Here is a 20,432-nt window from a genome sequence, read left to right as displayed (position 1 = left end):
TCGAAAGGGCAAGGGGGCGTGCGCTCATCGGGCCGGCTCCGCCATGCTGTCGGTGGTCGCGGCCACCGGTTCGCGCCGCGTCAGTCGCACCAGCACCGGATCGGGGGTGTTGGAGATCTCCGGGTTCTCCCGCACCCGCAGACCGTTGACCAGTTCGATGTCGTACCGCGCCAGCAACATCGCCAGACCGACGCGCAGCTCGGTCAGCGCCATGTGCTGGCCGACGCACAGGTGCGCGCCCCACCCGAACGGGAAGTAGCTGAACGACGAACGAGCCCGGTTGCGCTCCTTGGTGAATCGGTCCGGGTCGAAGGTCAACGGGGAGTCCCAGAAGTCCGGGAATCGGTGGTTGACGAACGGGCTGATCACCACGATCGCGCCCGGTTCCACATCGAAGCTGTCGAAGCTGTCGGCCTCGAGAGCGGTGCGGCTGAACGCCCACGCCGGTGGGTGCAGCCGCATCGACTCGTCGATGGCCCGGCCGGTCAGTTCCAGCGCGGGCAACGCGCCCGCGACGTCTCCGGTCCCGAGGGCCGCGTCGACCTCGGCCCGAACCCGTTCCAGCACAGCGGGATTGCGGCACAGCTCGTAGATGGTCCAGGCCAGTGCGCCGCCGGTGGTCTCGTGCCCGGCGAGCAGGAAGGTCAGGACCTCGTGCCGCAGCTGTTCGTCGTCCATCGCGTGGCCCGCGTCGTCGCGAGCCACGAGCAGGCGGCTGAGCAGCGAATCGGCCGCGCCGGACGCGGCGGCGCGGTGTCCCTGGACGACGTCGTCGACGACCCGGTGCAAGCGGTTCAGCACGCCTTGGAAGCGCCGGTTGGCCGGGGTGGGCACGTTCGGCGGGATCTGGATCGGCGCGGCCATGTGCCGCATCACCCAGGAGACGCCCTCGCGCACGTCGTCCTCGATCTGCGGCAGCACACCGTCGATGTCGGCGCCCATGGTCGCGCGGCACACCACATCCGCCGCGAAACCCATCACCTCGGGCACCAGATCGAACGCCGCGCCGTCGGCGGCGCGCTTGTCCAGCCGGTCCAGCATCCGCTGCCCGCACGCGATCATCAGCGGGATCTCGGTGTCGACGTGCCTGCGCGCGAATGCCGGTTTGATCAACGCGCGCTGGCGTTTCCAGAGTTCGCCGCCGCTGGTCAGCAGGCCAGGGCCGAGCAGATAGTTCAGGCTCTGGTAACTGATGCCCTTGGCGTACTTGGCCGCGTTGGTCACCAGCACCTGGTTGATGTGGTCGGGATTCACCAGCAGGTGCAGTTGCTGATGGACCAGCCGCAGCCGGACGCTGCCGCCGTGCGCGACGGCCTGCTCGTAGAACAGCGTGAGCGGGTCGGCGCGGTAGTCGAGGTAGGCGCCGAGCGGATGCCGCAGCGCGGGACCGGCGAGCGCACGAGCCGTCATACCGCACCTCCCGCGTCGACGAGTTCCGGCGCGGGTCGCTCGACGAACAGGCGACGTACTTCGGCGCGCTGCACCTTCCCGCTGGTGGTCTTGGGAATGCTGCGCGGCGCCACCACATGGACATCGGCGGCCAGCACGCCGGTGCGTTTGCTCACCGCGACCCGCACCGCGCGCCGCAGCGCCTCGTGTTCGTCTGTGGCGACGGCGGTTTCGACCACGAGGTGCAGTTCCTCCGACAGGCCAGCGGCATCCGCGTGGCCGACCGCCGCGACTCCGCCGAGCCGCACGCCGTCCACCTGTTCGGCCGCGATCTCGAAATCGGTCGGGAGGTAGTTCGCGCCGCGGATGATGATCAGGTCCTTCTGCCTGCCGGTGATGCGCAGCCTGCCCGCCCGCAGATAGCCGATATCGCCGGTGTCCCACCAGCCGTCGGACAGCGCCGAGGCCGTCGCCTCGGGGAGCCGGAAGTAGCCGACGGTCGTCGACGGACCGCGGAACTGAATGCTCCCGACCGTATCCTCCCCGCAGGGTACGCCGTCGCCGTCGACGATCCGGACCTCGGTGCCGAGCACCGGCGCGCCGCAGTCCACGATCTGCAACTCGTCGGGATCGCCCGCCGAAACATCCAGTGCCACACCGTCTCCGGTCAGCCCTCGCCGGGAGACCGAGTCGTAGGCGACCGGCGCGTGCGGGCGCGCTACGGTCACGGCCAGCGAGGCTTCCGCCATGCCGTAGCAGGGCACCAGGGCGTCCGACGGCAGTCCCCACGCGCCGAAACGATCGACGAAGCGCTGCACGGTGGGCGGGTGGATCGGCTCCGCGCCGCAGAACAGGAAACGCCAGCTCGACAGGTCCACCCCGGCCAGTTCGGCGTCGGTGACCCGCGCCGCCGCGTAGCCGTAGGCGAAGTTCGGTGCGGCGGTGAATGTTCCGCGGTACTTGCTCACCGCGCGCAGCCAGTCGCCCGGGCTGCGCAGGAACCGGCTCGGCGGCATGAGCACCGCGTCGATGCCGCGGAACATGGGGGTGAGGAAGCCGCCGATCAGTCCCATGTCGTGGTGCAGCGGCAGCCAGCCGACCCAGGTGTCGCCCGGTCCCATCGCCGCGGCCAGCGCGATCTGCTCGCAGTTCGCGGCCAGATTGGCGTGGGTGATCTGCACCCCCTTCGGCGTCCCGGTGGAGCCCGAGGTGGCCTGGATGAACGCCAGGTCGCCGGGGTCGGGGAGACGTGGCGGCAGCGCGGGCGCGTCCGGATCGCCCGCGCGCCGGTGCAGCGCCGCGCCGTCGAGGCCGGTCAGCCCCGACGGGAGTTCCGCCGCCGCAAGCACGGTCGCGGTGGCGACGACCACCTTCGGCTCGAGGTAGCCGATCAGCCGGTGGAACTTCTCGTAGAACAGCTCCGCCGAACCGAATCCGCCCGGCGTCGCCACCGCCGTCGGCACGGCACCGAGCAGCAGCGCGCCGAAGAACGCGGTGACGAACTCGGGGGAGGTGGGCAGCGACAGCACCACCCGATCGCCGGGGCGTACCCCGGCGTCGGACAGCGCGGCCGCGGCGCGTCCAGCCGCCAGCGCGAGATCATCGTGCCGCCAGGAGAATTCGCCGTCCGTGCCGCGTTCCGGCACGAAGATCGTGGACGGGCCGTCGGTTCCGCGTTCGGCGTTCGCGAGCAGCGCGTGCACGAGGCTCGGATGCCGCGGCGCCAGGCGCGCGTTCACGACTCGCCCCGCACGTACTCGACGATCTCGGCGACCGTATTCAACTGTGCCGCCACGTCTTCGGGGATCTCGATGGCGAACGCCTGTTCCAGCTGAATGGTCAGCTCGATGGCGGTCGGCGAGTCGAGCCCGTAGTCGATCAGCTGCGTGCCCGTGTCGATGTCGTCGGCCGCGACCCACAGCACCTCACCGACGATGACGCGGACGCGCGCCTCGATCTCGGCGGTGGAACGGGTTTGTGCACTCATCCGAAAAGTTTTCCTTCCGTGACGCAGGCGCGGACGGACTCGTCCAGATCGACGCCGTCGCCGGTGTCGATGCGATGGAAGCCGACCTCCGGGTAGGCGGCGGCCAGGGTGTCGCGCACCCGCAGGTAGCCGTCGCGCAGGGCGGCGAGGCGCTCCGCGGTCTCGTGCGCCTCCGTCGGGCCGTCGCCGGATCGTTCAGCACAACGGGCCGCCGCCTGCGCGGGCGGGACGTCGAGCCACAGCACGGCGTCGGGCAGCGTGGTGCGGAAGCGGGCGGCGAAACCCGCGACCGAGCTGGTGATGTCGCGGCCGACCAAGTCGGCGATCTCGGAGAGCAGCAGCCAGATGTCGGGTGCGCTGCCGAGCCGGGTGGACTCGGAGCGCTGCCAGGCCAGAATGTCGTCGAAGGTGCCCGGCCGGTGCCGTTCGAGCACCTCGGCGATCTCGGCCTCGCGATCGTGGCCGTTCCACTCCGGGCGCGCGAGCGCCACGTAGAGCGGGCCGTAGACCAGCAGCTCGATCAGTGGATGCCGTTCGAAGACAAGGACATCCGGCGCCCAGGTGTCGAGGAAGTGCCGCTCCACCGGACCGAACAGAGTCATCTGCAGGTACATGGCGGTGGCTTTCATCTCCAGGCTGGAGATCTCGTCACAGCCGACGCTGAATGCCCTGAGCTGCTTGGACAGATCGGTGAGCGGAACGTCGCGGGTGTTGTGGAAGTCCGGGCAGGTCATGGAGGCGAACGAGACGTGATCCCCGGCCGGGGCCAGCTCGCGCAACCGCGCCATGACCGAGGACTTGCCCGCGCCGTCGATGCCGACGATGGCGACGCGGCGGGTCATCGGTCGTCCTCCCGCAGCTGGGCCAGCACGGCCTTGGTGATCTCGGCGGGCGCGGCGGTGCCGTCCAAGCGCACCCAGCCCAGCTCCTCGGACAGCGATTCCAGCGCCTCGTGGCTGCGCTGCTGGAAGTCCAGGAACGCCTTCTCGTCGCCGTAACCGCTCTCGTAATCGCTGCGCAACTGCTTGCGCCCCAACGCGTCCTGCGGGCTCACCGTCAGATAGAAGGTGCGGTCGGGCTCCGGGAAACCCGCCGTGAGCTGACGCAACACCGCGGGATCACCGCCGTGCGCGACCTCGGTGGCGTAGTACTTGTACCAGTAGGCGTTGGCCAGCACGATGTCCACGCCGCGCGCGGCGGCCAGATCGAAGGACAGCTGCATGGCGTGGAACAGGAAGTGCGCGCGGCTCAACGGCGTGAGCAGCTTCAGGTAGCCGTAGATCTCGGACGGGCTCTGCCACGGCAGCTTCGAGGAGACCTTCGGATCCAGGAAGGCGTCCCAGATCGTGACCGCGGCGACGCTCTGTCCCTGGGCCTCGAACTCGGCGGCGATCCGCGCCACCTGCGTGGTCTTGCCCGACCCGTCGCCCCCCGCGATGCAGATCAGGCGTTTGCGTGCGGTCAGTGGTTCATCCCTTCTAGGCGCCGGGCGCGGGGGCGCCGGGCGGAGTGGTTCTTCGGAGGGGGTGGTCGACGTTGCCGCGGCTGCGGATCGGTCGAATTCGGCTGTGCCGCTGGCATTTTCGGCGCTCGCGGTTGCCGGGGCGACCGTCCCGCCACTTTCGCCCGCACCAGTATCCGTCGCCGCGTCGAGCACGCTGATCACGCCCGCGCTGCCGTCGACCCGGATGCGCTGACCCGACCGCACCGCGCTCGTCGCGCCCGCGACGTTCAGCACCGCCGGAATCCCGTATTCGCGCCCGATGACGGCGGCGTGCGAGAGCATGCCGCCCACCTCGGTGACGACGGCCGCCACCAGGCCGAGCGCCGGGGTCCAGCCCGGATCGGTGAAGCGGGTGACCAGAATGTCGCCCTCGCGCAGCTGATCGATGTCGGCCAGCGAGGTGATCACCCTCGCGGTGCCCTCGGCGACGCCGGGGCTGCAACCGAGCCCGGTCAGGTCGCCGTCGCCGATCTCGCGGACCGCCCCGACGGTGACCCCGCCGCCGAGTTCGTGCGGCGGCGTCAGATCCCGGTATCCCGCGTACATCGCACGGCGGTAGGCGATTCGGGGCGCGAGCTCGTCGATGTCCACGCGGCCCGCGACCAGATCGCTCAACTCGTGGATGCTCAGCTGGAACGCGTCGTCGGCGTGTTCGAGCGTGCCCGCCGCGGCCAGCCGGACGCCCGCTTCCACCACGTAGGCCCGCACGATCGCGTAGCACTGCGAGGAGAACTCGCGCATCCGTTCGCGCGCGACCAGATAGCGCCGGATCCGGTCGACGTGCTTGTCGATCGCCTTGGCGTACTTCACCCGGGTCAGCGGCTTGGACCGCACCCTGGTCCGCAGTGCGGCGAGCTCGGCCTCGTAGCGTTTGCGCTGCTCCACCTGTGTCACGTCGGGATCCGCGGGCGCGGTGCCGTGCTGGAGCATGACCGCGATCATCGAGCGCACCCGGTCGGGCGCCTCGGACCAGCGCGGGCAGGTCAGATCAAGCTCGGCGTCGGCGTGGAAGCCCTGCTCGGCGACGAATTCGGCGAGCGCCGTGTCCCACGCGGCGCTGTCGAGCCCGTGTTCGGTTGCCACGCGGTGCAATTCGACGATGCCGCGCTGCAACTGCATGTGGCTGATCTCGGCCAGTCCGCCCATCAGGTCGATGGCCGAGGTCGATCCCTGCGTGGCGGCGTCGACCTTGTCGAGCAGCTGCTTGAAGTCGGTCTGCACGCTCGAGTTGTTGTAGATGGTGGTGAAGTAGGTGCGTTCGGTGCCGGCGTGGAAGGTCAGCAGGCAGTCGGTCAGGTCGGCGGCGAAGGTGGCCTCGTCGGTCTGCGCCAGGCCGGCGACCCGTTCCCGCCAGAGCGCGTGTTTCGCGGGCCATTCCGCCGCGAAGGCGTCCACCGCGGCCAGCTGGTCGCGATAGCTCTGCTGGACGGCCAGCGCCGCCGGCAGCGCCTTGGCGATGGTCTTGGCATTGCTCGGGGTGCGGTGCGGACCCTCGGGCCCGTATTCGTTGAGCACGCCGAGGTCGTCGTCGAAGTGCTGCTCATCGAAGCCGGGGATCTTGAAGAAGCAGTTCTTCACCGCGCTGACATTCCAGTAGGCGCGGCCGTAGTACATGGCCATCCAGTCCCGTTCCACACCGGGGTCGGCGAGCTTCAGCCGCTCGAAGAACCGCTGCATCGAATGCTGGAAGGCGTTGTCGTACAACGAGAACATCATCGGTGTGCAGACACGCGCCGAGACACCGCCGTCGCGCAAATCCGCGTCGGAGAACTGGTCGATGTCGGTGCGCCAGGTGATCGCTGTGATGGCCCTGGCCTGGAGCAGCCACAGCTTGCCCGCACCGTCGATCGCCCACTCGATGTCCTGCGGACGGTGCCGGTGCGCCTGCACGGCCAGCATCAGCGCGGCGAGTCCCGTGGTGTCGGTCGGCGCGAGTTCCACGTCCTCACCGCCCGCGTCCCGCTCGACGACGGTGCCGTCGAACAGCCGCAGCGTGTACCGGGTCGGCGTCAGCTGGCCCGAGACCAGTCGTTCGCCGAGACCCACGCAGCATTCGACGACCGCGTGTTCCTCGATGCCGGTGAGCGCGTCGATGCTGAAACCCACACCGGCGTAGCGCGCGTCGACCATTCGCTGCACCAGCACCGCCACGGTGGCTTTCGCCTCGGTGTAGCCGTGCTTGGCGAGGTAGGTGCGCACCCGGTCGTTGTGGACCGAGGCGCGGCACTGCCCGATGTAGTCGCGCAGCGCCGAGATGTCGGTGATGTCCAGGTAGGACTCGTACTGCCCGGCGAAGCTGGCATCGTCGAGGTCTTCGAGCACGCCGCTGGAACGCGCGGCGACCGGGAATCCGCCCAGCGCCTGCACCCAGCGGGTGAGGTCGTCGTCGCCGATCGCGTCGAGGTCGAGTTCGGCGGGCACCACGAATCCCGGCGGCACCTCGAAGCCCGCGACGATCAGGTCGTGCAGGGTGGCGGCCTTGCCGCCGGCTCGTTCGGGGACGAAATCCGCCGCGCCGAGGAACATCGGCGCAAGTGTCGGGTTGTCGGACACGGTGGAAGCTCCTGTCGGAAGCAGAACCGGGCGCACCTCGTGGCGAGCCGCCAGTTCGCGCGCGGCGTGCACGCCCGTGGCGGTGAGCCCGCCGTACGAGGGGCTCGCGGTGTCGGGCTCGAAGCCGAGCAGCACCGTCTCGGCCATGCAGGCGTAGACGATGCCCGGGGGCAGTCCGGTTTCGGGGAAGGGAGGTGTCTGGCCGAGCGGCAGCGCCATGCGACCGCCGGAGACCAGGGTGATGTTCGGGCGCTCGGCGACGGTGGGATCCACGTCGCCGGGGACCGCCAGATCGCACACCAGCACCGGATGGTCCGCCGCCAGCAGGTCCGCGGTGACGAGCGGCGTCGCGGAATTGGTCGCGGTGAGCACGACGTCGCAGTCCCGCAGCGCGGCGAGGTCCTCGCTGACCTCGACCGCGCCCGCGCCGAGCTGGTCCGCCACGCGGCGCAGTCGGCTCGCGGAGCCGGGACGCCCCACCAACGTGATCGAATCGGCGTGCGGGGCAAGCAGTTCCGCCATGACCGCGCCGATATTGCCCAGCGCGCCGAGGATGCCGACGTGCCGTCGCCCGGGACCGAGCCGGGCCAGTTCACCGCGCACCACCTCGTAGGCGGAGGCGGCGGTGAGCGAATTGCCGGAGGTCACCGTGACGGAGTCCTCCACCACGTCGCGGGAGGCGTTGGTCACGATGGAGGTGTAGCCGCCGAGACCGATCACCGTGGCGCCCAGCGCGATCGCCTGTTCGACGGCGTCGAGCACCAGATCGCGCAGCCAGGCCCGGTGCCCGGCGCGCTGGCATTCGATGATCTGTTCCGCGGAGATCGGCACCGCGATCAGGCAGACCTCGACCGTGGCGCCGGTGGGCGAGGTGACGAGTTGCCTGGTCAGCTCGAAGGGCTCGGCGACACCGCGCAGTCGCTCGAAGAGCGCGGCGAACTGCGCGTCCGACCACTCGGCGAGCTCCGGTGCGAATCGGCGCAGATCGGCCGCCTCGGGCAGGTTGGCGAGGAAGGCCACCCGATTGGGTGCGCCGAAATCCCGCGCCACCACGGCGGTGTGCCGATCGGTGAGTGGTTTGCTGTCCGGCACTTGCCAATTCGTGGTGACCGGTGCCGCGAGGTGGGCGAGCAGCGTGGCCATGTCGCCGCGCTGCAGCACGGCCGCGAGTTCGTCGAGCGCGGACTCCAACCGGGCCAGATCCGCTTCGGCGAGGAACGCCGAAGGCTGGATGCGCAGCGTGGTCGGCGCGGACAGCGTCGGCAGCATCCGAATGCGGTGGGTGTGCAGCAGATAGCCCGCGACCACGTAGCCGAACATGTCGGGTTCGCAGATCTCCCGCAGCAGGGCCGATTCCGTCGCGGGCGGGACGAGTTCGATGCCCTGGAGGAGCCCGCGCCCGCGCACGCCCGCCAGCACCCGCGGCCAGCGGCGCGCCACCGCCTCCAAGCGGGACCGCAGCCGCACACCGGTATCGGAGATGCGGATCTGGTTGTCGCGCAACAGGTCCAACGCGGCTTCGGCGACCGCGCAGGACAGGTCGTCGTCGGCGAAGGTCGAGGTGTGGTACCTGCCGAAGTCCGAGACCGACCCCCCGCGCTCGACCAGTAGCGCCGAGATCTTCACCAGTCCGCCGCCCAGCGATTTGGACAGCAGGTAGTAGTCCGCGGCGACCCCCGACGGCGCCGAGGCCAAGAAGGTGCCCGTGCGGCCCATGCCGGATTGGATCTCGTCGAAAACCAGCGCGGCCGTGTGCCGGTCGGCGAGTTCGCGCAGCGCGCGCAGCGTCGCGACAGGTACCTCGCGCACCCCGCCTTCGCCCTGGATGGGCTCGGCGAAGACCGCGGCGATGGGCGAGAGGGAGGTCCGGGACAGTACCGGGCGTCCGGCGGCGTCCACGCTGATCCGGTCGATCGGTCGCAGCTCGTCCGCGAAGGCCGCCGCTATTTCGTCCGGCGCCCAGGTGTCGAGCTTGCGCCGTTCGGGGCCGGGCACCACCAGGTCCGCGGGCGTGTCGGCCTGCTCGGTGAGCGCGAAAGCGCCCGCCGTCTTGCCGTGGAAGGCGTTGGCCAGCGAGACGTACACCGGACCGCGCCGCGCGACTTCCTCGACCACACGCAGTGAGTCTTCGAGAACCGCTGCGGCCGAGCGTGTTTCCTCTTGTTCCGGATCGGAAGTGCGTCCTTGGAGCGGACGTACCGCGTGCAGTCCGTCGCGACGCAGCCGACGCAGCGTCCGTCGCAGTTCGGTGCGCAACTCGGCGAGGCGGCGGTTGTGCGCGACCGCGGCGTGCCGGACGGCGGCCTCGACCGCGTCGGCGCCGGTGGACCCGAAGGTGACGACGTACTCGCCCCCGGTGCTCGCCCCGACCAGGTCCGAAAGCCGATGGGCCAGCCGGGCGGCGCCGGGACGGACACTGCCCTGCGAGACGAACGGCGTGTGCTGGTTCAGCCGCGCCGTGGCAACCCGCACCAGTGCCGGATGGTTGTGCCCGAACAGTGCCGCGCCGAAGCCGCCGACCAGATCGAGCACGCGCGCACCGTCCGCTCGGATCAGATGGTCGCCCTCGGCTCCGGCGTACACCACGTCCAGGTGGCAGGCGCGCAGCAAGCGTGCCAGCCCGGGCCGGTTGTGCCGCGCGAAGTCGTCGAACAGTTGCTGCGCCGCGGCGTCCGAGCCGGACGCCGCGGCATCATGGTCTTGCGCTCTCGGGGCCATGCCGTTACGCACCGACCCCGCTGCGATGTGCGGTCTTGGTCGTCACGCACTCGATCACGTCACGCGCGGTATGCAATGCGGAGGCCTCCTCGTCGGAGATCTCCACGCCGAAGACGCGCTCGAGTTCGATGATGATCTCGGCCGATCGAACCGAGTCCAAGCCATAATCCAGCAACGGTGTGTCGAGATCGATGTCGCGCACCTGCAAACCGGCGCGAAACAGCTCTCGCACGCGCTCGGACACGTCTCCGTGCGCGCTCATATCCAGCCCCCCGTCGCGCTCGGGTCTTCCCCGTACCCGAGCGGCACGACTACCGCCGCAGTGCTCGACCGTGGTGGCCAGAGCTTGACTTCTCCCTGGTCAGCGTAGGTTTCGGCGACTGCCGAAACCTCGAAAACTTGCCTTCCGCTATCGACAACCAAGACTGTTATGCCTCATATCTCGTCACTGTGCACAACTGTCACCGATCACAGTCGCGCTTTCGACCAATCTGTACACCGGTACTCAGCGCGCTGCAATGTGAAAAGCGGTGTCCCGCAGCGGCTCTGGCCGACGAGCAATCGAGTGGCTAATCAGCGTGTTCGCAGTGTGTGAAACGTGTTGTAACCCATAAGAAATGGGGTATGACGGCGCGTCGTGGCGAACCGTGGAAGCTGCGAGTGCGAGTTACGGGTATGCGTCCGAATCGGCAGCGGTAGACCGCCGGTCGGTAGCTCACGGGAAAGTTCGCTGTTCACGATCGGTTCACCGAACGGACGGGTGAAAATTGAAACCAACCTATCGGTACTTTCCAATTGAATTGGGCGGTACCACATCTCATTGCCGAATCCCACTCGATTCACGACGTTTTTACTCGACGCCGCATGTGCGGCGCGCTATTGCGGAGCTCGGCAAACCTTCATCAGCGATGGAAAATGTGACCGCTTTCATTACCGTCTGGTAGCAGAAACGTCTGTAATGGGTGTCACAACTCGTACGGTTTGTTCGGAAATCCGCCGAAATCGTGGAATCGGTTTGTCGTCCCCGCTTCGACAATCGCATGCCGGGCCCGCGCAGAACATCGGGCGCGGTCGCTTCGGCCGGGTATTCCGGCGATCGCGTCATGATCGCGCGAGCGCGGGGGAGTGGGGCGCAGGGGCGGCGTGCGGCCGATCGGTGTGCACCGCGGTGTGCAGACGGTGGACGAACGAAGCGGGGTCGTCGGCCTGAAAGACATTGCGGCCGAACGCCAAACCCGCGACACCGCTGGACAGGATGCGTTCCGCGTGCGCGACCGCCATGTCGGTGCGCTGCGCGGGTCCGCCCGCCACGACCACGGGGATGTCGACCGAGGCCACGACCTCGGACATGCTCGCCGGGTCGCCGGTGTAGGGCACCTTCACGATGTCGGCGCCTAGTTCGGCCGCGACCGCGGCGGCGTGACAGACCAGCTCCGGATCGGTGGGGTTCGCGACGCGCGGACCGCGCGGATAGACCATCGCGAACAGCGGAACGCTCCAGCGGTCGCACGCCCGCGCGACCTGCGCGACGTCTTCCAGCTGCTGGAACTCGGTGCGTGAGCCCAGGTTGACGTGCACGCTGACAGCGTCGGCGCCCAGCCGCAACGCCTCCTCGACGCCGGTGACGATGACCTTGTCATCGGGATCGGCGCCCCAGCGAGCACTGGCCGACAGGTGGACGATGAGAGCGAGGTCGTCGAAGACCGCCGGGTCGACGTGATCGAGCGCGCCCTTGTGCAGCACGGTGGCGTCCGCGCCGCCGACGCGCAGTGCGTGGAGCACCTCGCGCAGGCGGTGCGCACGCAACAGCGCGCCTTCGCCGACAGTGTGATCGAGCGGGACGATCAGCAGCTTCGAATCGCCGTAGCGATGTAGGTTTTCGGTTCGATCGTGTCTTGCGAACGTCTTGGTCACGCGTGCCTCCCTTGTCGTATCCCCCTGCGCCGCAGACGCGGACCGGTCGTCTCCCATCCCGCGTGACGCATGAGCCCGACTGCACCGCCGTGCGAGGCGTCGTGTCGGGAGCGCGGAAGCTGTTGACCTACTGGAGGTTTCAGAGAAAACTATGCCGCCACCGCCGAGCGCGCGACCCGGCGCGAGGGTGATCTCGCGCACGAAGCGAGGCCGCCACCCCGCTCCACCCCCGATTCGCGCGAATTGTCCCCTGTCCGCGTTGGGGTGCGCCCGGCGCACGTGGAATTCGTCGCGAATCACAATATTTCCCCGGAAATTTAGTTTCCGAGGACGGAATAGTGGTGTCGGAGGTGAACGCCGCGGTCGGAAATCGGTGTCGGTACACAATTCGGTTCGGGTGCCGCTTCGGCTATCGCGGCGGGCTCGCCATGCCCTTTCCTCTGCGAGCCCCTGACCGCCTGGATTTCGGAGCGCGCGTCGCCCGGCTATTCCGAGGCGCGGTCCAGCGAACCCGGGAACCAGCGGTGGATTCGAGCGGCGGCTGCCTCGGCCTTCTCGCGGGCGAGTGCCACCGAGGGCGCGGTGAAGGGCGCGCGCGGCGCCGGACCGGACAGGAAATCGGCGTCGACCTTGCCGACCAACCCGTCTCCGAATTCGATATGGCACGCGCCTCGGCCGCGGTACCGGTCGGTCGCGTCCGATCCGCGCAGTTTCGCCGCGATGCCCGCGGCGACCGTGCGGGCGGCATCCTCGGCGAAGACCCCGGCCCGCGGCACCGGCGCGTCGGCGCAGTCGCCGAGTGCGTAGACGTTCGGATACGGCGTTTCGAGGGTGGCCGGATCGACCGCCACCCAGCCGTCCGTGCCGCCGACGGTCAACCCCGACGCTTCGACGACGGCGGGCACGCAGTGTGCCGGGATGCCGATGAAAAGGTCGTAGGCGATATCGCCCGCACGGGTGAGCGCGACGTGACGATCCGGATCCAGGCCGTGGACCAGCTGCCCGGGCGTGTACTCGATCCCGCGCCGGGTCAGCGCCTCGACGAGCGCGGCGGAGGTGTCCGCTGACACCGGGATCGGCGAATCCATCGGACTGATCATCCGGATGCGCGTGTTGCCGCCGAGACCGCGCCGCGCGAGCTTCTCGTGCAACAGCATCGCGCCCTCGTACGGCGCGGGCGGGCACTTGAAGGGAACACGAAGTATCGCCATGACGACGGAGCCGCCGTCGAAGCTGTCGAGCCGGTCGCGCAGCCTGGCGGCGCCCTCGATCGAGTAGTACTCGTAGCCGTCTTCGACGAAGCCCGGGGTCGCGGCCGGGTCGTAGTCGGCGCCGAGCGCGACGACGAGGATGTCCGGCTCGTACTCGGACCGATCGGTGACCACGCGGCGGGTCCTCGGATCGATCTCGGTGACTTCCTCACGCCGGAATTCGACACCTGGATGCGCGAGGTCGGCATAGGGAACCCGAACGGCCTCCGGCGCTACATCCCGGAACAGGATCTCCAGCTTGGCGAAGCCGAAGGTGAACGAGTCGTTCCGGTCGACAAGAACGACCCGGACCTCCTCGGCCAGCGAACGCGACAGGAGCGTGGCCAGCTCCAACCCCCCGAACCCGGCGCCGAGAATGAGCACGGTTCGCATACGCCCATTCTCCACCCGTTAGCCCCTCGTTCGCTGGCATTCCGAGTTCTCCGCCCGCACCTCGAACATCCCCCTCCCCGAGAACCGGCCTGTTCCCAGCGCCGCCTTCCGGCATGCCACGGCCCTGGGCAGCGCGAACTCGGAGTTCTCGTCGATGTGGTGATAGCCGTCGGGCCTGAACGTGATTCCTCAGACGAATTGGGCGAATCGGACAGTCGTCCGCCGCGGTGGGCACCGGCGCGGGTCCGACCCGCTCGGACGCGCTGTTCGCCGCCTACACCAGCCTCGCCGAGTACTACCCGCCTGCGCTGCTTGCCCATGTCGGTTCCGCGGACAAGTCGGGGGCGGAGATCAGCGAGGTGCTCTGCACCTCCAACGCGTACTGACTTCGGTCGGCTTCGCCGACGCGCGCGAGAACCATAGGCTGACACCGTGATTCGAGCGCTGTTCCTCGTTCCTTTGCTGTGTTGGCCGATCGCTGCGGCGACGCCACGCATTCGGGTTCGGGTGGGAGTCGTTCTGGGAGCGATCGCCGTTGCCGAGATGCTGGTGAGCTTGGGATGGGTGCTGCGCAGCGGGACGATGACGGTGATGGTCTTGTTGGTGGTGCTGAATTGCGTTGCCGTGGTGTGGGGTCTGATGTCGGATCGCGCGCAGGACGCGGAAAACCCGGCGGTGCGCCGTATCGGGCGGAAGCTGGTGATCTGGTACTGCGTTCTCAGCGTGCTGGGCGCCCTCGCCGTGGTCGGGGTCATGAAAGGGCAACGGGCCTCGGTTCCGCCCAGTGACGCGCTGCTGCCGCTGCCCGAGGGATTGGTCTTGCTGGAGAACCAGGACCGGGGTTGCGGCGGGAATTCGTCGACGATCTGTCTGCGCGCCTTCGAGATCGGGTCATCCGGGAATGTGTCCGCCGAGGACGTCAGCGACCGTATTCGTCGCCATCTCGAGAGCGCGCACGATTGGTCCTTGTACCGAGGTCGCGGCGGCGACTGGTCCGGATGCCGGGACGAGGGCTGGGTTCTGGACCGAAACAACCGGTGTGTGAGCGTATTCGACCGTTCCGGCCACACCGTCGTCTGGTTCGAGAGCGTCGCCTACAACTGATGTCGCGGCCCCGGTGCGCTGGCCGCGACGCCCGATGGCCGATCTCGCTCGACGGCGAAACCGGCCGATTCCGTTCGCGTTTCAGGACAATTTGCCGTCGTAATCGGGAAGTTTGAAGGTCCGCTCGGCATGCCCGCCCGCGAGATCCGACGCGCTGTTGCCGATATTGGCGACGATGGTGTAGCCGTCGCCTTCGATGTCGATGCGGGCGTTGGTCTTGTATTGCTCGAGACCGGCCGAGCCCGCGGACAGGGTGGTGAGGGGACTGCCGTAGAGCCCGTCCACCGGGTAGCCGACGGCGGTCAGGTTGGTCTGGGTGTAGAGGTTCGTCAGCGCGGGGCGGCCGGTGACGAAAATGACTGCCGCGCCTTGTGATTTGGCCCATTTGGCGAGTTGGAGGACGGGCGCCATCGCGGGTGTGACGGGGCCGGGGTTGTACTGCGTTTCCAGCGAGGTGTTGTCGATGTCGAGGACGATGGCCGGTCGCGTGGCGCCGGGCAGTCGTCCGGCCAAGTAGTCCTGAGCCTGGGCGGCGACCGTCTGCACCTCCGTGATCCACTGCGAGTACGGGGGAAGCCCACCGCCACCGGAGAGCGAGGAGGAACCGGAGCCGCCCGACAGCGACGACGAACCGGAGCCCCCCGACAGCGAGGACGAGCCGGTGTCGGCCTGCGCGACGGACAGTGGGGCGACGGCGGTGATGGTGATGCCGAGGGCGATGCCTGCAACAGAGCGTCTCATGGGCGGGGACGTTATCGGCGACGAAACAGACGCGCAGGTGTTTCACATTGTCTCGCTCAGGATTTCCCGCTCAGTGGGACAGGCCGTGGAAACGTAAGGCGCGGTGACGATTTCGTGGTACAGGCGCGAATTCGGGGGTGACCGCGATGCCGCGAATTCCCGATCCGGCACGGCGTGCGCGTCCGCGTCGCCGCTGGCGAGTGCGTGCACGCCCGACAGGGGAGAGCGTGCACGCACCCGCCCGGAATCACGCGGTGCGGTAGGTGCGCGCTACCAGCGCCGAACGCAGATACCAGAGCCCGGAGGGCTGCGACGGATCGAAGCCGGTCAGCTGGCCGATCCGTTTGAGCCGGTAGTCGACGGTGTTCGTGTGTACGTGCAGCACACGGGCGGTGCGCTGACGGTTGAGGTTGTTGGCGATGTGCCGCTGCAACGTCTCCAGCAGTTCCGGGTGCTCGTCGAGCGGATCGAGCAGGGATCCGAGGTACTCGCGGCCGGGACCCGGTCGGGTCAACTGGTATTCGAGCGCCAGCTCGTCGAACCGGTAGAGCCCGGCCACCGCTTGGAGGCGCTGCACCATGTCGAGCAGTTCGTGCGCTTGGTCGGCGGCGTTGGGTATCTGCTCGGGACCGGCCTCGACCATGGTCGCGGTGATGCCCACTTGGGCGGACCGGGACAGCTCGGTGATCAGCGCGTCCAGCTGTCCTTTGTCCAGCGCGCCGGAGGGAATCAGGATGGTGCCGCCGTCCACGCTGAGCAAGGACAGCGCGGTGTTGCCGCACCGGGTGGCCAGCTCGGCCTGCACCCGGCGCAGCTTGCGCCTGGCCACGACCTGACCGTCCACGGCCGGATTGCGTTCGTCGCGATGCTGGGGGATGGCGACCGCGATCACCGCGTAGGACGAGGCGATGGCGATGCCGCATTCGCGCGCCATCGTGGAGGTGCTGTGCCCGCCGAGCAGCGCGGAGGTGAGAGTGTGTACCGCGGTGTGGTGTTCGCTGACGACGGCACGCAACTCGCGCACATAGGCCACCGAGATCGCCGAAGTGATCTGGTCGAGCATTTCCACGACCATTTTCGCGCCGTCGACGAGGTTGCCGTAGTCCTTGATGGTGGCATTGGAGACCACTAGATCCAGCCCGATCTTGAAGCCCTCGTGGATCGAGTGGTGGATCGTGTCGATCGGCACGCCCTCGCGCGCCCAGCCCGCCGCGGCGTCCTGTAGCCGCTGCATTTTGGCGGGAATGTCCTGCCCGTCGAGCATGCTCACGGCGAACTCGAGGCAAAGCCGGGTGATCGTCGTGACGTCGCCGCTGATGGCGTCGCCGGGGAGGGTGCCGCAGGGGATCACGTTCTCGACGAAATGCCCCACCATCTGGCGCGATAGGCTCCGGACGTCCTGCAACGGCGAAGACATCGGTCGGCCGGACAGAGTCAAGCTCGGTCTGGCCCCACTGTCGACGGTCATTGGCGACTCCTTCCGCCGGGATTTTGCTGTGCGGCGCATTCACACTAACTGCACGATCTCCGGCGCGGATCGATTCGTCAGGTTCTGTGAGATGACGACGCGGCGGAATTCGCGGCCTTGTGAGCGCTCACAGGACGGGGAGGAGTCGACGTTTCCGATACGGTTCCGGGCTTGCCGCGGGCCAATTCGTAGGCCGGGCGAAGTGGAATATCTGCGAGTCGAATTGTCGCCGAAATCGTCTGGGACGATATGGCCGTCACGCCTCGCAACGGACGCGGCTATACCCCTATTCGATCCACTCGGCCCCATCGAGGGTGTGGACCGAGACGGTCTGGCGAGCAAGCGGATACACGTCCATCCACGGCTGCCGGGCGGCGTGACCGCAAGCCTTCGGCGACCCGGCCGGGCGGCCCTCGAGCGCATCTTCCGATATGGCACCGGGCGCCCGACTCGGGATTTACTCGGCGGTCGCTCATTCGAGGGGGAGGGCGCGAAACCGCCTCGCACGCAGGTTCGCTGACCGAGATCGTCCACGGGGGAGGAGCGGCACGAACAGCCACGGCATCGACCCCCGCATCACCTTCCGTCCCAAGCGAGCGCTTGTGCGGTCGAAGGCTCGGGTGCCGGAACGCCCTGCCGCGCCGACCGTACAAGCGCGACAACGTCGTTCGCGCGACGCGGGGAGCTGACGGTTTGCCCCATCGGGTCGGGTGCCGCTCCGCCGAGCGGCCGGTAGTATCACCCGGGCCGGACCGGCCACCCAGAAACCTGGGGCTTGCCCGGCACGTGTCGTGCCCCGATGGTTGCAATAGCCCGTCTGCCGGGCACGCCACGGCAGGGAAGGCAGCGCTGACGAAACGATAGGGGCAGGCGATGAGACCGGCTCTGAGATGTCTTGTCTGGGAACTGGACAACACCATGTGGGACGGTGTCGTGTGCGACGCGACCAGCTCCACGCCGAGGCCCGCGGCCCTGCGCACGTTGCGCACGTTGAGCGACCGCGGCATCTGGCACGCCGTGGCGAGCCGCAGCGACCGCAATCTCACGCTGGACCTGCTGTACCGGCACGGCCTCTACGAGATGTTCTCGGCGCTGGAGATCGGCTGGGGCCGGAAATCCGCCAGCATCGTGCGGATCGCCCGAACCCTCGGCCTGAGCTTGGACACCATCGCGTTCGTCGACGACGAGCCGGTGGAGCGAGCCGAAGTGTCCCGCGCGCTGCCGCAAGTGCGCTGCTACGCGGCCCGCAACATCGACGTACTGACCGCGCTGCCCGACTTCAAGCCGGTGCTCGGCACCGGCCCGACCCCCACGCCGCCGCTCGGTTTCGACCGGGTGCCAGTCTTCTAGCTGGGGACCCCGCCGGGAACGTCAGGCCTCCCGCAGGAACTTGGCCGCCTGCTCGCCGACGAACACGCTCGGCGCGTGCGTGTGGCCGCGGATGAGCAGCGGCATCACCGACGCGTCGGCGACCCGAAGTCCTTGCACGCCACGCACTTCCAGCCGCGGTGTGACAACGCTGGCCGGGTCGGTGCCCATCCGGCAGGTGCCGACGGGGTGGTAGAGGGTGTGCGAGTAACCGTTGATCGCCAGTTCGAGGGTGGCCTCGAGCTCGTCCGGCGCGTTCGGCGGATAGATGAGGCTGCCGAGCACCGCCTTCATCGCGGGCGCGTCGGCGATCTTCGCGCAGGTACGCAGGCCCGCGAGCAGGGCGGCGCGGTCGGCGCCCGCGGAGTCGGACAGGTAGCGGGGATCGATGACCGGCTTGGCGGTCGGATCGGCCGACCCGAGCGCGATCCGTCCGCGGCTGTTCGGGCGTAGCAGCACGGTCGCCAGGATGACGCCGTGTTCGGTCGGATCGACCAAACCCTCGTAGTAGAACGGCGCGGGCGCGTAGATCAGCTCGAGGTCCGGCAGTTCCAGTTCCGGCTTGGACCGGACGAAGCCGTAGGCCTCGCCGATGTTGGAGGTGAGCATGCCGCGGTGGCGCAGCAGGTAGTCGATCAGCTGCCGCGGCTTCTTGTCGGCGCCGAACAGCGAATCCTCGGCCACCCCGTAGCCGATTCCCGCGACCAGGTGGTCCTGCAGGTTGGACCCGACCTCGGGCGCGTGCTCCACCACCTCGATCCCGTGGCGGGTCAGTTCGTCGGCGTCGCCGATGCCGGAGAGCATGAGCAGTTGCGGGCTGTTGATCGCGCCGCCGCACAGCACCACCTCGCGGCGCGCGGTGACGGTGTGGGTCTCGCCGTTCTGGCGGTATTCGACGCCGACCGCGCGCTTGCCCTCGAAGATCACGCGGGTGGCGAGGGCTTCGCTGTGCACGGTGAGGTTGTCCCGGCGTAGCGCGGGGCGCAGGTAGCCGTCGGCGGTGCTCCAGCGCCGGCCCGCGCGCTGGGTCACCATGGTCTGGCTGAAGCCGTCCGGTTGCGGGCGGTTCGGCGCTTCGACGGTGAACCCCGACTCCTGCGCCGCCGTCAGGAACGCCGCGGTGGAGGAGCGCGGGCTGCGCTGGTGCGAGACGTACAGCGGTCCGGCCGTGCCCTCGTCGGGGTACTGCGCGTCCTCCACGTTCTCGATCCGGCGGAACTGTTCGACGGCCGCCGCGAATCCCCAGTCTTCGCCGGCCAGCAGCGCCCACTCGTCGTAGTCGGCGCGGAAGCCGCGCACCCACATCATGGCGTTCATCGACGACGAGCCGCCGTACGTCCGGCCGCGTGGCCAGTACACCTGCCGGTTGTCGAGCTGCGGCTGCGGCTCGGTCAGGTAGTCCCAATCCAGTTCGGAGCGAAACAGTTTCGCGAACGCCGCGGGAATATGGGCGAATTTGTCCTTGTCCGGCGGGCCCGCCTCCAGCACCACCACCTGGGTCCCGGAATCCTCGCTGAGCCGGTTGGCGATCACCGCGCCCGCCGAGCCCGATCCCACGATCACATAGTCGGCCGAGAGCTGCCCTGCTGCCACTGTTCACTCCGATCCACACCGCTTACGGCAAAGATACGGCCAACGACCCCGCCGCGGCGAGGTTTCGCGCAGAGCACGCCCGGGCGGATCATCGACAGGCTTCTGCGGCTTTGTGCCGCGGTGCTACCGCGCTCTGGACTAGCGTGAAGCAGTGGCCGCCCACCGGGCGCCCAACCTGATCCAACGTCTGTCCAACGACCGAGGAGTGGGTCCATGCCAGCGCAGCGCCGCACCTACCTCGTCCGACTCGATCCCGCACACTTCGCCGACGCCGAAGGTGCGGGAGGAAACCGGGCGAAACTCTTCGATTGGCTCGAGCCCACCTCCGCCGAGGTCGTCCAGCTCTGCGGCGCCGACCGCGTCGTCGTCTGCTGCGCCAGCGCTCTCGCGGATCAGATGAGGATGCTCGACTACGTCCTCGACGTCGAACCGCACGAGCCGATCGTGTGA

The 20,432-nt window shown here is 68.7% G+C and carries 15 protein-coding genes; 4 read left to right on the top strand and 11 right to left on the bottom strand.

Annotated elements, in window-relative coordinates; genetic code table 11:
* Window positions 1–24: 24 nt before the first annotated feature.
* The 8 genes from T333_RS27340 to T333_RS27305 form a co-directional block, all read right to left on the bottom strand.
* Window positions 25–1,410, bottom strand: a complete 1,386-nt coding sequence (locus tag T333_RS27340; RefSeq protein ID WP_357246891.1) for a cytochrome P450 — start codon at window positions 1,408–1,410, stop codon at window positions 25–27.
* Window positions 1,407–3,128, bottom strand: coding sequence for a fatty acyl-AMP ligase (locus T333_RS27335; RefSeq protein WP_357246893.1), 1,722 nt, complete (start codon window positions 3,126–3,128; stop codon window positions 1,407–1,409). Before T333_RS27335 ends, T333_RS27340 begins: the two co-directional genes overlap by 4 nt.
* On the bottom strand, window positions 3,125–3,376 hold the full coding sequence (locus T333_RS27330; RefSeq protein ID WP_496426289.1) for an acyl carrier protein: 252 nt from the start codon (window positions 3,374–3,376) through the stop codon (window positions 3,125–3,127). Before T333_RS27330 ends, T333_RS27335 begins: the two co-directional genes overlap by 4 nt.
* Complete coding sequence (locus tag T333_RS27325) at window positions 3,373–4,218, bottom strand: nucleoside/nucleotide kinase family protein (RefSeq protein WP_355003501.1); 846 nt, start codon at window positions 4,216–4,218, stop codon at window positions 3,373–3,375. Before T333_RS27325 ends, T333_RS27330 begins: the two co-directional genes overlap by 4 nt.
* Window positions 4,215–10,151 (bottom strand): aminotransferase class III-fold pyridoxal phosphate-dependent enzyme, encoded by a 5,937-nt coding sequence (locus T333_RS27320; protein ID WP_357246896.1) that lies wholly within the window; start codon window positions 10,149–10,151, stop codon window positions 4,215–4,217. The genes T333_RS27325 and T333_RS27320 overlap by 4 nt, the downstream gene beginning before the upstream one ends.
* 4 nt (window positions 10,152–10,155) lie before the next feature.
* On the bottom strand, window positions 10,156–10,413 hold the full coding sequence (locus T333_RS27315; RefSeq protein WP_357246899.1) for an acyl carrier protein: 258 nt from the start codon (window positions 10,411–10,413) through the stop codon (window positions 10,156–10,158).
* Between the two features lie 839 nt (window positions 10,414–11,252).
* Window positions 11,253–12,065: a 2-amino-3,7-dideoxy-D-threo-hept-6-ulosonate synthase gene (locus tag T333_RS27310; RefSeq protein WP_357246902.1), complete on the bottom strand. Its 813-nt coding sequence runs from the start codon at window positions 12,063–12,065 to the stop codon at window positions 11,253–11,255.
* Window positions 12,066–12,550: 485 nt separating this feature from the next.
* Window positions 12,551–13,708 (bottom strand): NAD(P)/FAD-dependent oxidoreductase, encoded by a 1,158-nt coding sequence (locus T333_RS27305; RefSeq protein WP_496426288.1) that lies wholly within the window; start codon window positions 13,706–13,708, stop codon window positions 12,551–12,553.
* A 227-nt stretch (window positions 13,709–13,935) separates the two neighbouring features.
* Here T333_RS27305 and T333_RS27300 point away from each other — a divergent pair, with 227 nt between their 5' ends.
* Window positions 13,936–14,094, top strand: a complete 159-nt coding sequence (locus T333_RS27300; protein WP_357246908.1) for a hypothetical protein — start codon at window positions 13,936–13,938, stop codon at window positions 14,092–14,094.
* 121 nt (window positions 14,095–14,215) lie between these two features.
* Window positions 14,216–14,812, top strand: coding sequence for a hypothetical protein (locus T333_RS27295; RefSeq protein ID WP_496426287.1), 597 nt, complete (start codon window positions 14,216–14,218; stop codon window positions 14,810–14,812).
* Between the two features lie 81 nt (window positions 14,813–14,893).
* On the opposite strand, the gene T333_RS27290 is transcribed toward T333_RS27295, so the two are convergent.
* Together T333_RS27290 and T333_RS27285 are read right to left on the bottom strand one after the other, a co-directional pair.
* Window positions 14,894–15,553, bottom strand: coding sequence for an HAD family acid phosphatase (locus tag T333_RS27290; protein ID WP_496426286.1), 660 nt, complete (start codon window positions 15,551–15,553; stop codon window positions 14,894–14,896).
* Between the two features lie 247 nt (window positions 15,554–15,800).
* The gene (locus T333_RS27285) at window positions 15,801–17,021 is read right to left on the bottom strand and encodes a PucR family transcriptional regulator (RefSeq protein ID WP_355003493.1); all 1,221 of its coding nucleotides are present in this window, start codon (window positions 17,019–17,021) and stop codon (window positions 15,801–15,803) included.
* Window positions 17,022–17,894: 873 nt separating this feature from the next.
* On the opposite strand from T333_RS27285, the gene T333_RS27280 reads away from it, so the two are divergent.
* Window positions 17,895–18,371, top strand: a complete 477-nt coding sequence (locus T333_RS27280; protein ID WP_355003492.1) for an HAD-IIIC family phosphatase — start codon at window positions 17,895–17,897, stop codon at window positions 18,369–18,371.
* Window positions 18,372–18,392: 21 nt separating this feature from the next.
* Here the strand turns inward: T333_RS27280 and T333_RS27275 are convergent, their stop codons facing one another.
* Window positions 18,393–19,982 (bottom strand): GMC family oxidoreductase, encoded by a 1,590-nt coding sequence (locus tag T333_RS27275; protein ID WP_357246919.1) that lies wholly within the window; start codon window positions 19,980–19,982, stop codon window positions 18,393–18,395.
* Between the two features lie 213 nt (window positions 19,983–20,195).
* Here T333_RS27275 and T333_RS27270 point away from each other — a divergent pair, with 213 nt between their 5' ends.
* A complete protein-coding gene (locus T333_RS27270) occupies window positions 20,196–20,432 on the top strand; it encodes a hypothetical protein (RefSeq protein WP_357246922.1) in 237 nt (78 codons plus the stop codon).

It is taken from the genome of Nocardia sp. CNS-044 (assembly GCF_059570515.1).
The sequence above is the reverse complement of the archived record's forward strand: the minus strand, read 5'-3'. Positions and strand labels throughout refer to the sequence as shown.

Coding starts and splice junctions, on each gene's coding strand:
- T333_RS27305 (WP_496426288.1), bottom strand. CDS start 13,708: ATGCGAACCGTGCTCATTCTCGGCGCCGGGTTCGGGGGGTTGGAGCTG.
- T333_RS27340 (WP_357246891.1), bottom strand. CDS start 1,410: ATGACGGCTCGTGCGCTCGCCGGTCCCGCGCTGCGGCATCCGCTCGGC.
- T333_RS27320 (WP_357246896.1), bottom strand. CDS start 10,151: ATGGCCCCGAGAGCGCAAGACCATGATGCCGCGGCGTCCGGCTCGGAC.
- T333_RS27330 (WP_496426289.1), bottom strand. CDS start 3,376: ATGAGTGCACAAACCCGTTCCACCGCCGAGATCGAGGCGCGCGTCCGC.
- T333_RS27285 (WP_355003493.1), bottom strand. CDS start 17,021: ATGACCGTCGACAGTGGGGCCAGACCGAGCTTGACTCTGTCCGGCCGA.
- T333_RS27315 (WP_357246899.1), bottom strand. CDS start 10,413: ATGAGCGCGCACGGAGACGTGTCCGAGCGCGTGCGAGAGCTGTTTCGC.
- T333_RS27280 (WP_355003492.1), top strand. CDS start 17,895: ATGAGACCGGCTCTGAGATGTCTTGTCTGGGAACTGGACAACACCATG.
- T333_RS27270 (WP_357246922.1), top strand. CDS start 20,196: ATGCCAGCGCAGCGCCGCACCTACCTCGTCCGACTCGATCCCGCACAC.
- T333_RS27290 (WP_496426286.1), bottom strand. CDS start 15,553: ATGAGACGCTCTGTTGCAGGCATCGCCCTCGGCATCACCATCACCGCC.
- T333_RS27325 (WP_355003501.1), bottom strand. CDS start 4,218: ATGACCCGCCGCGTCGCCATCGTCGGCATCGACGGCGCGGGCAAGTCC.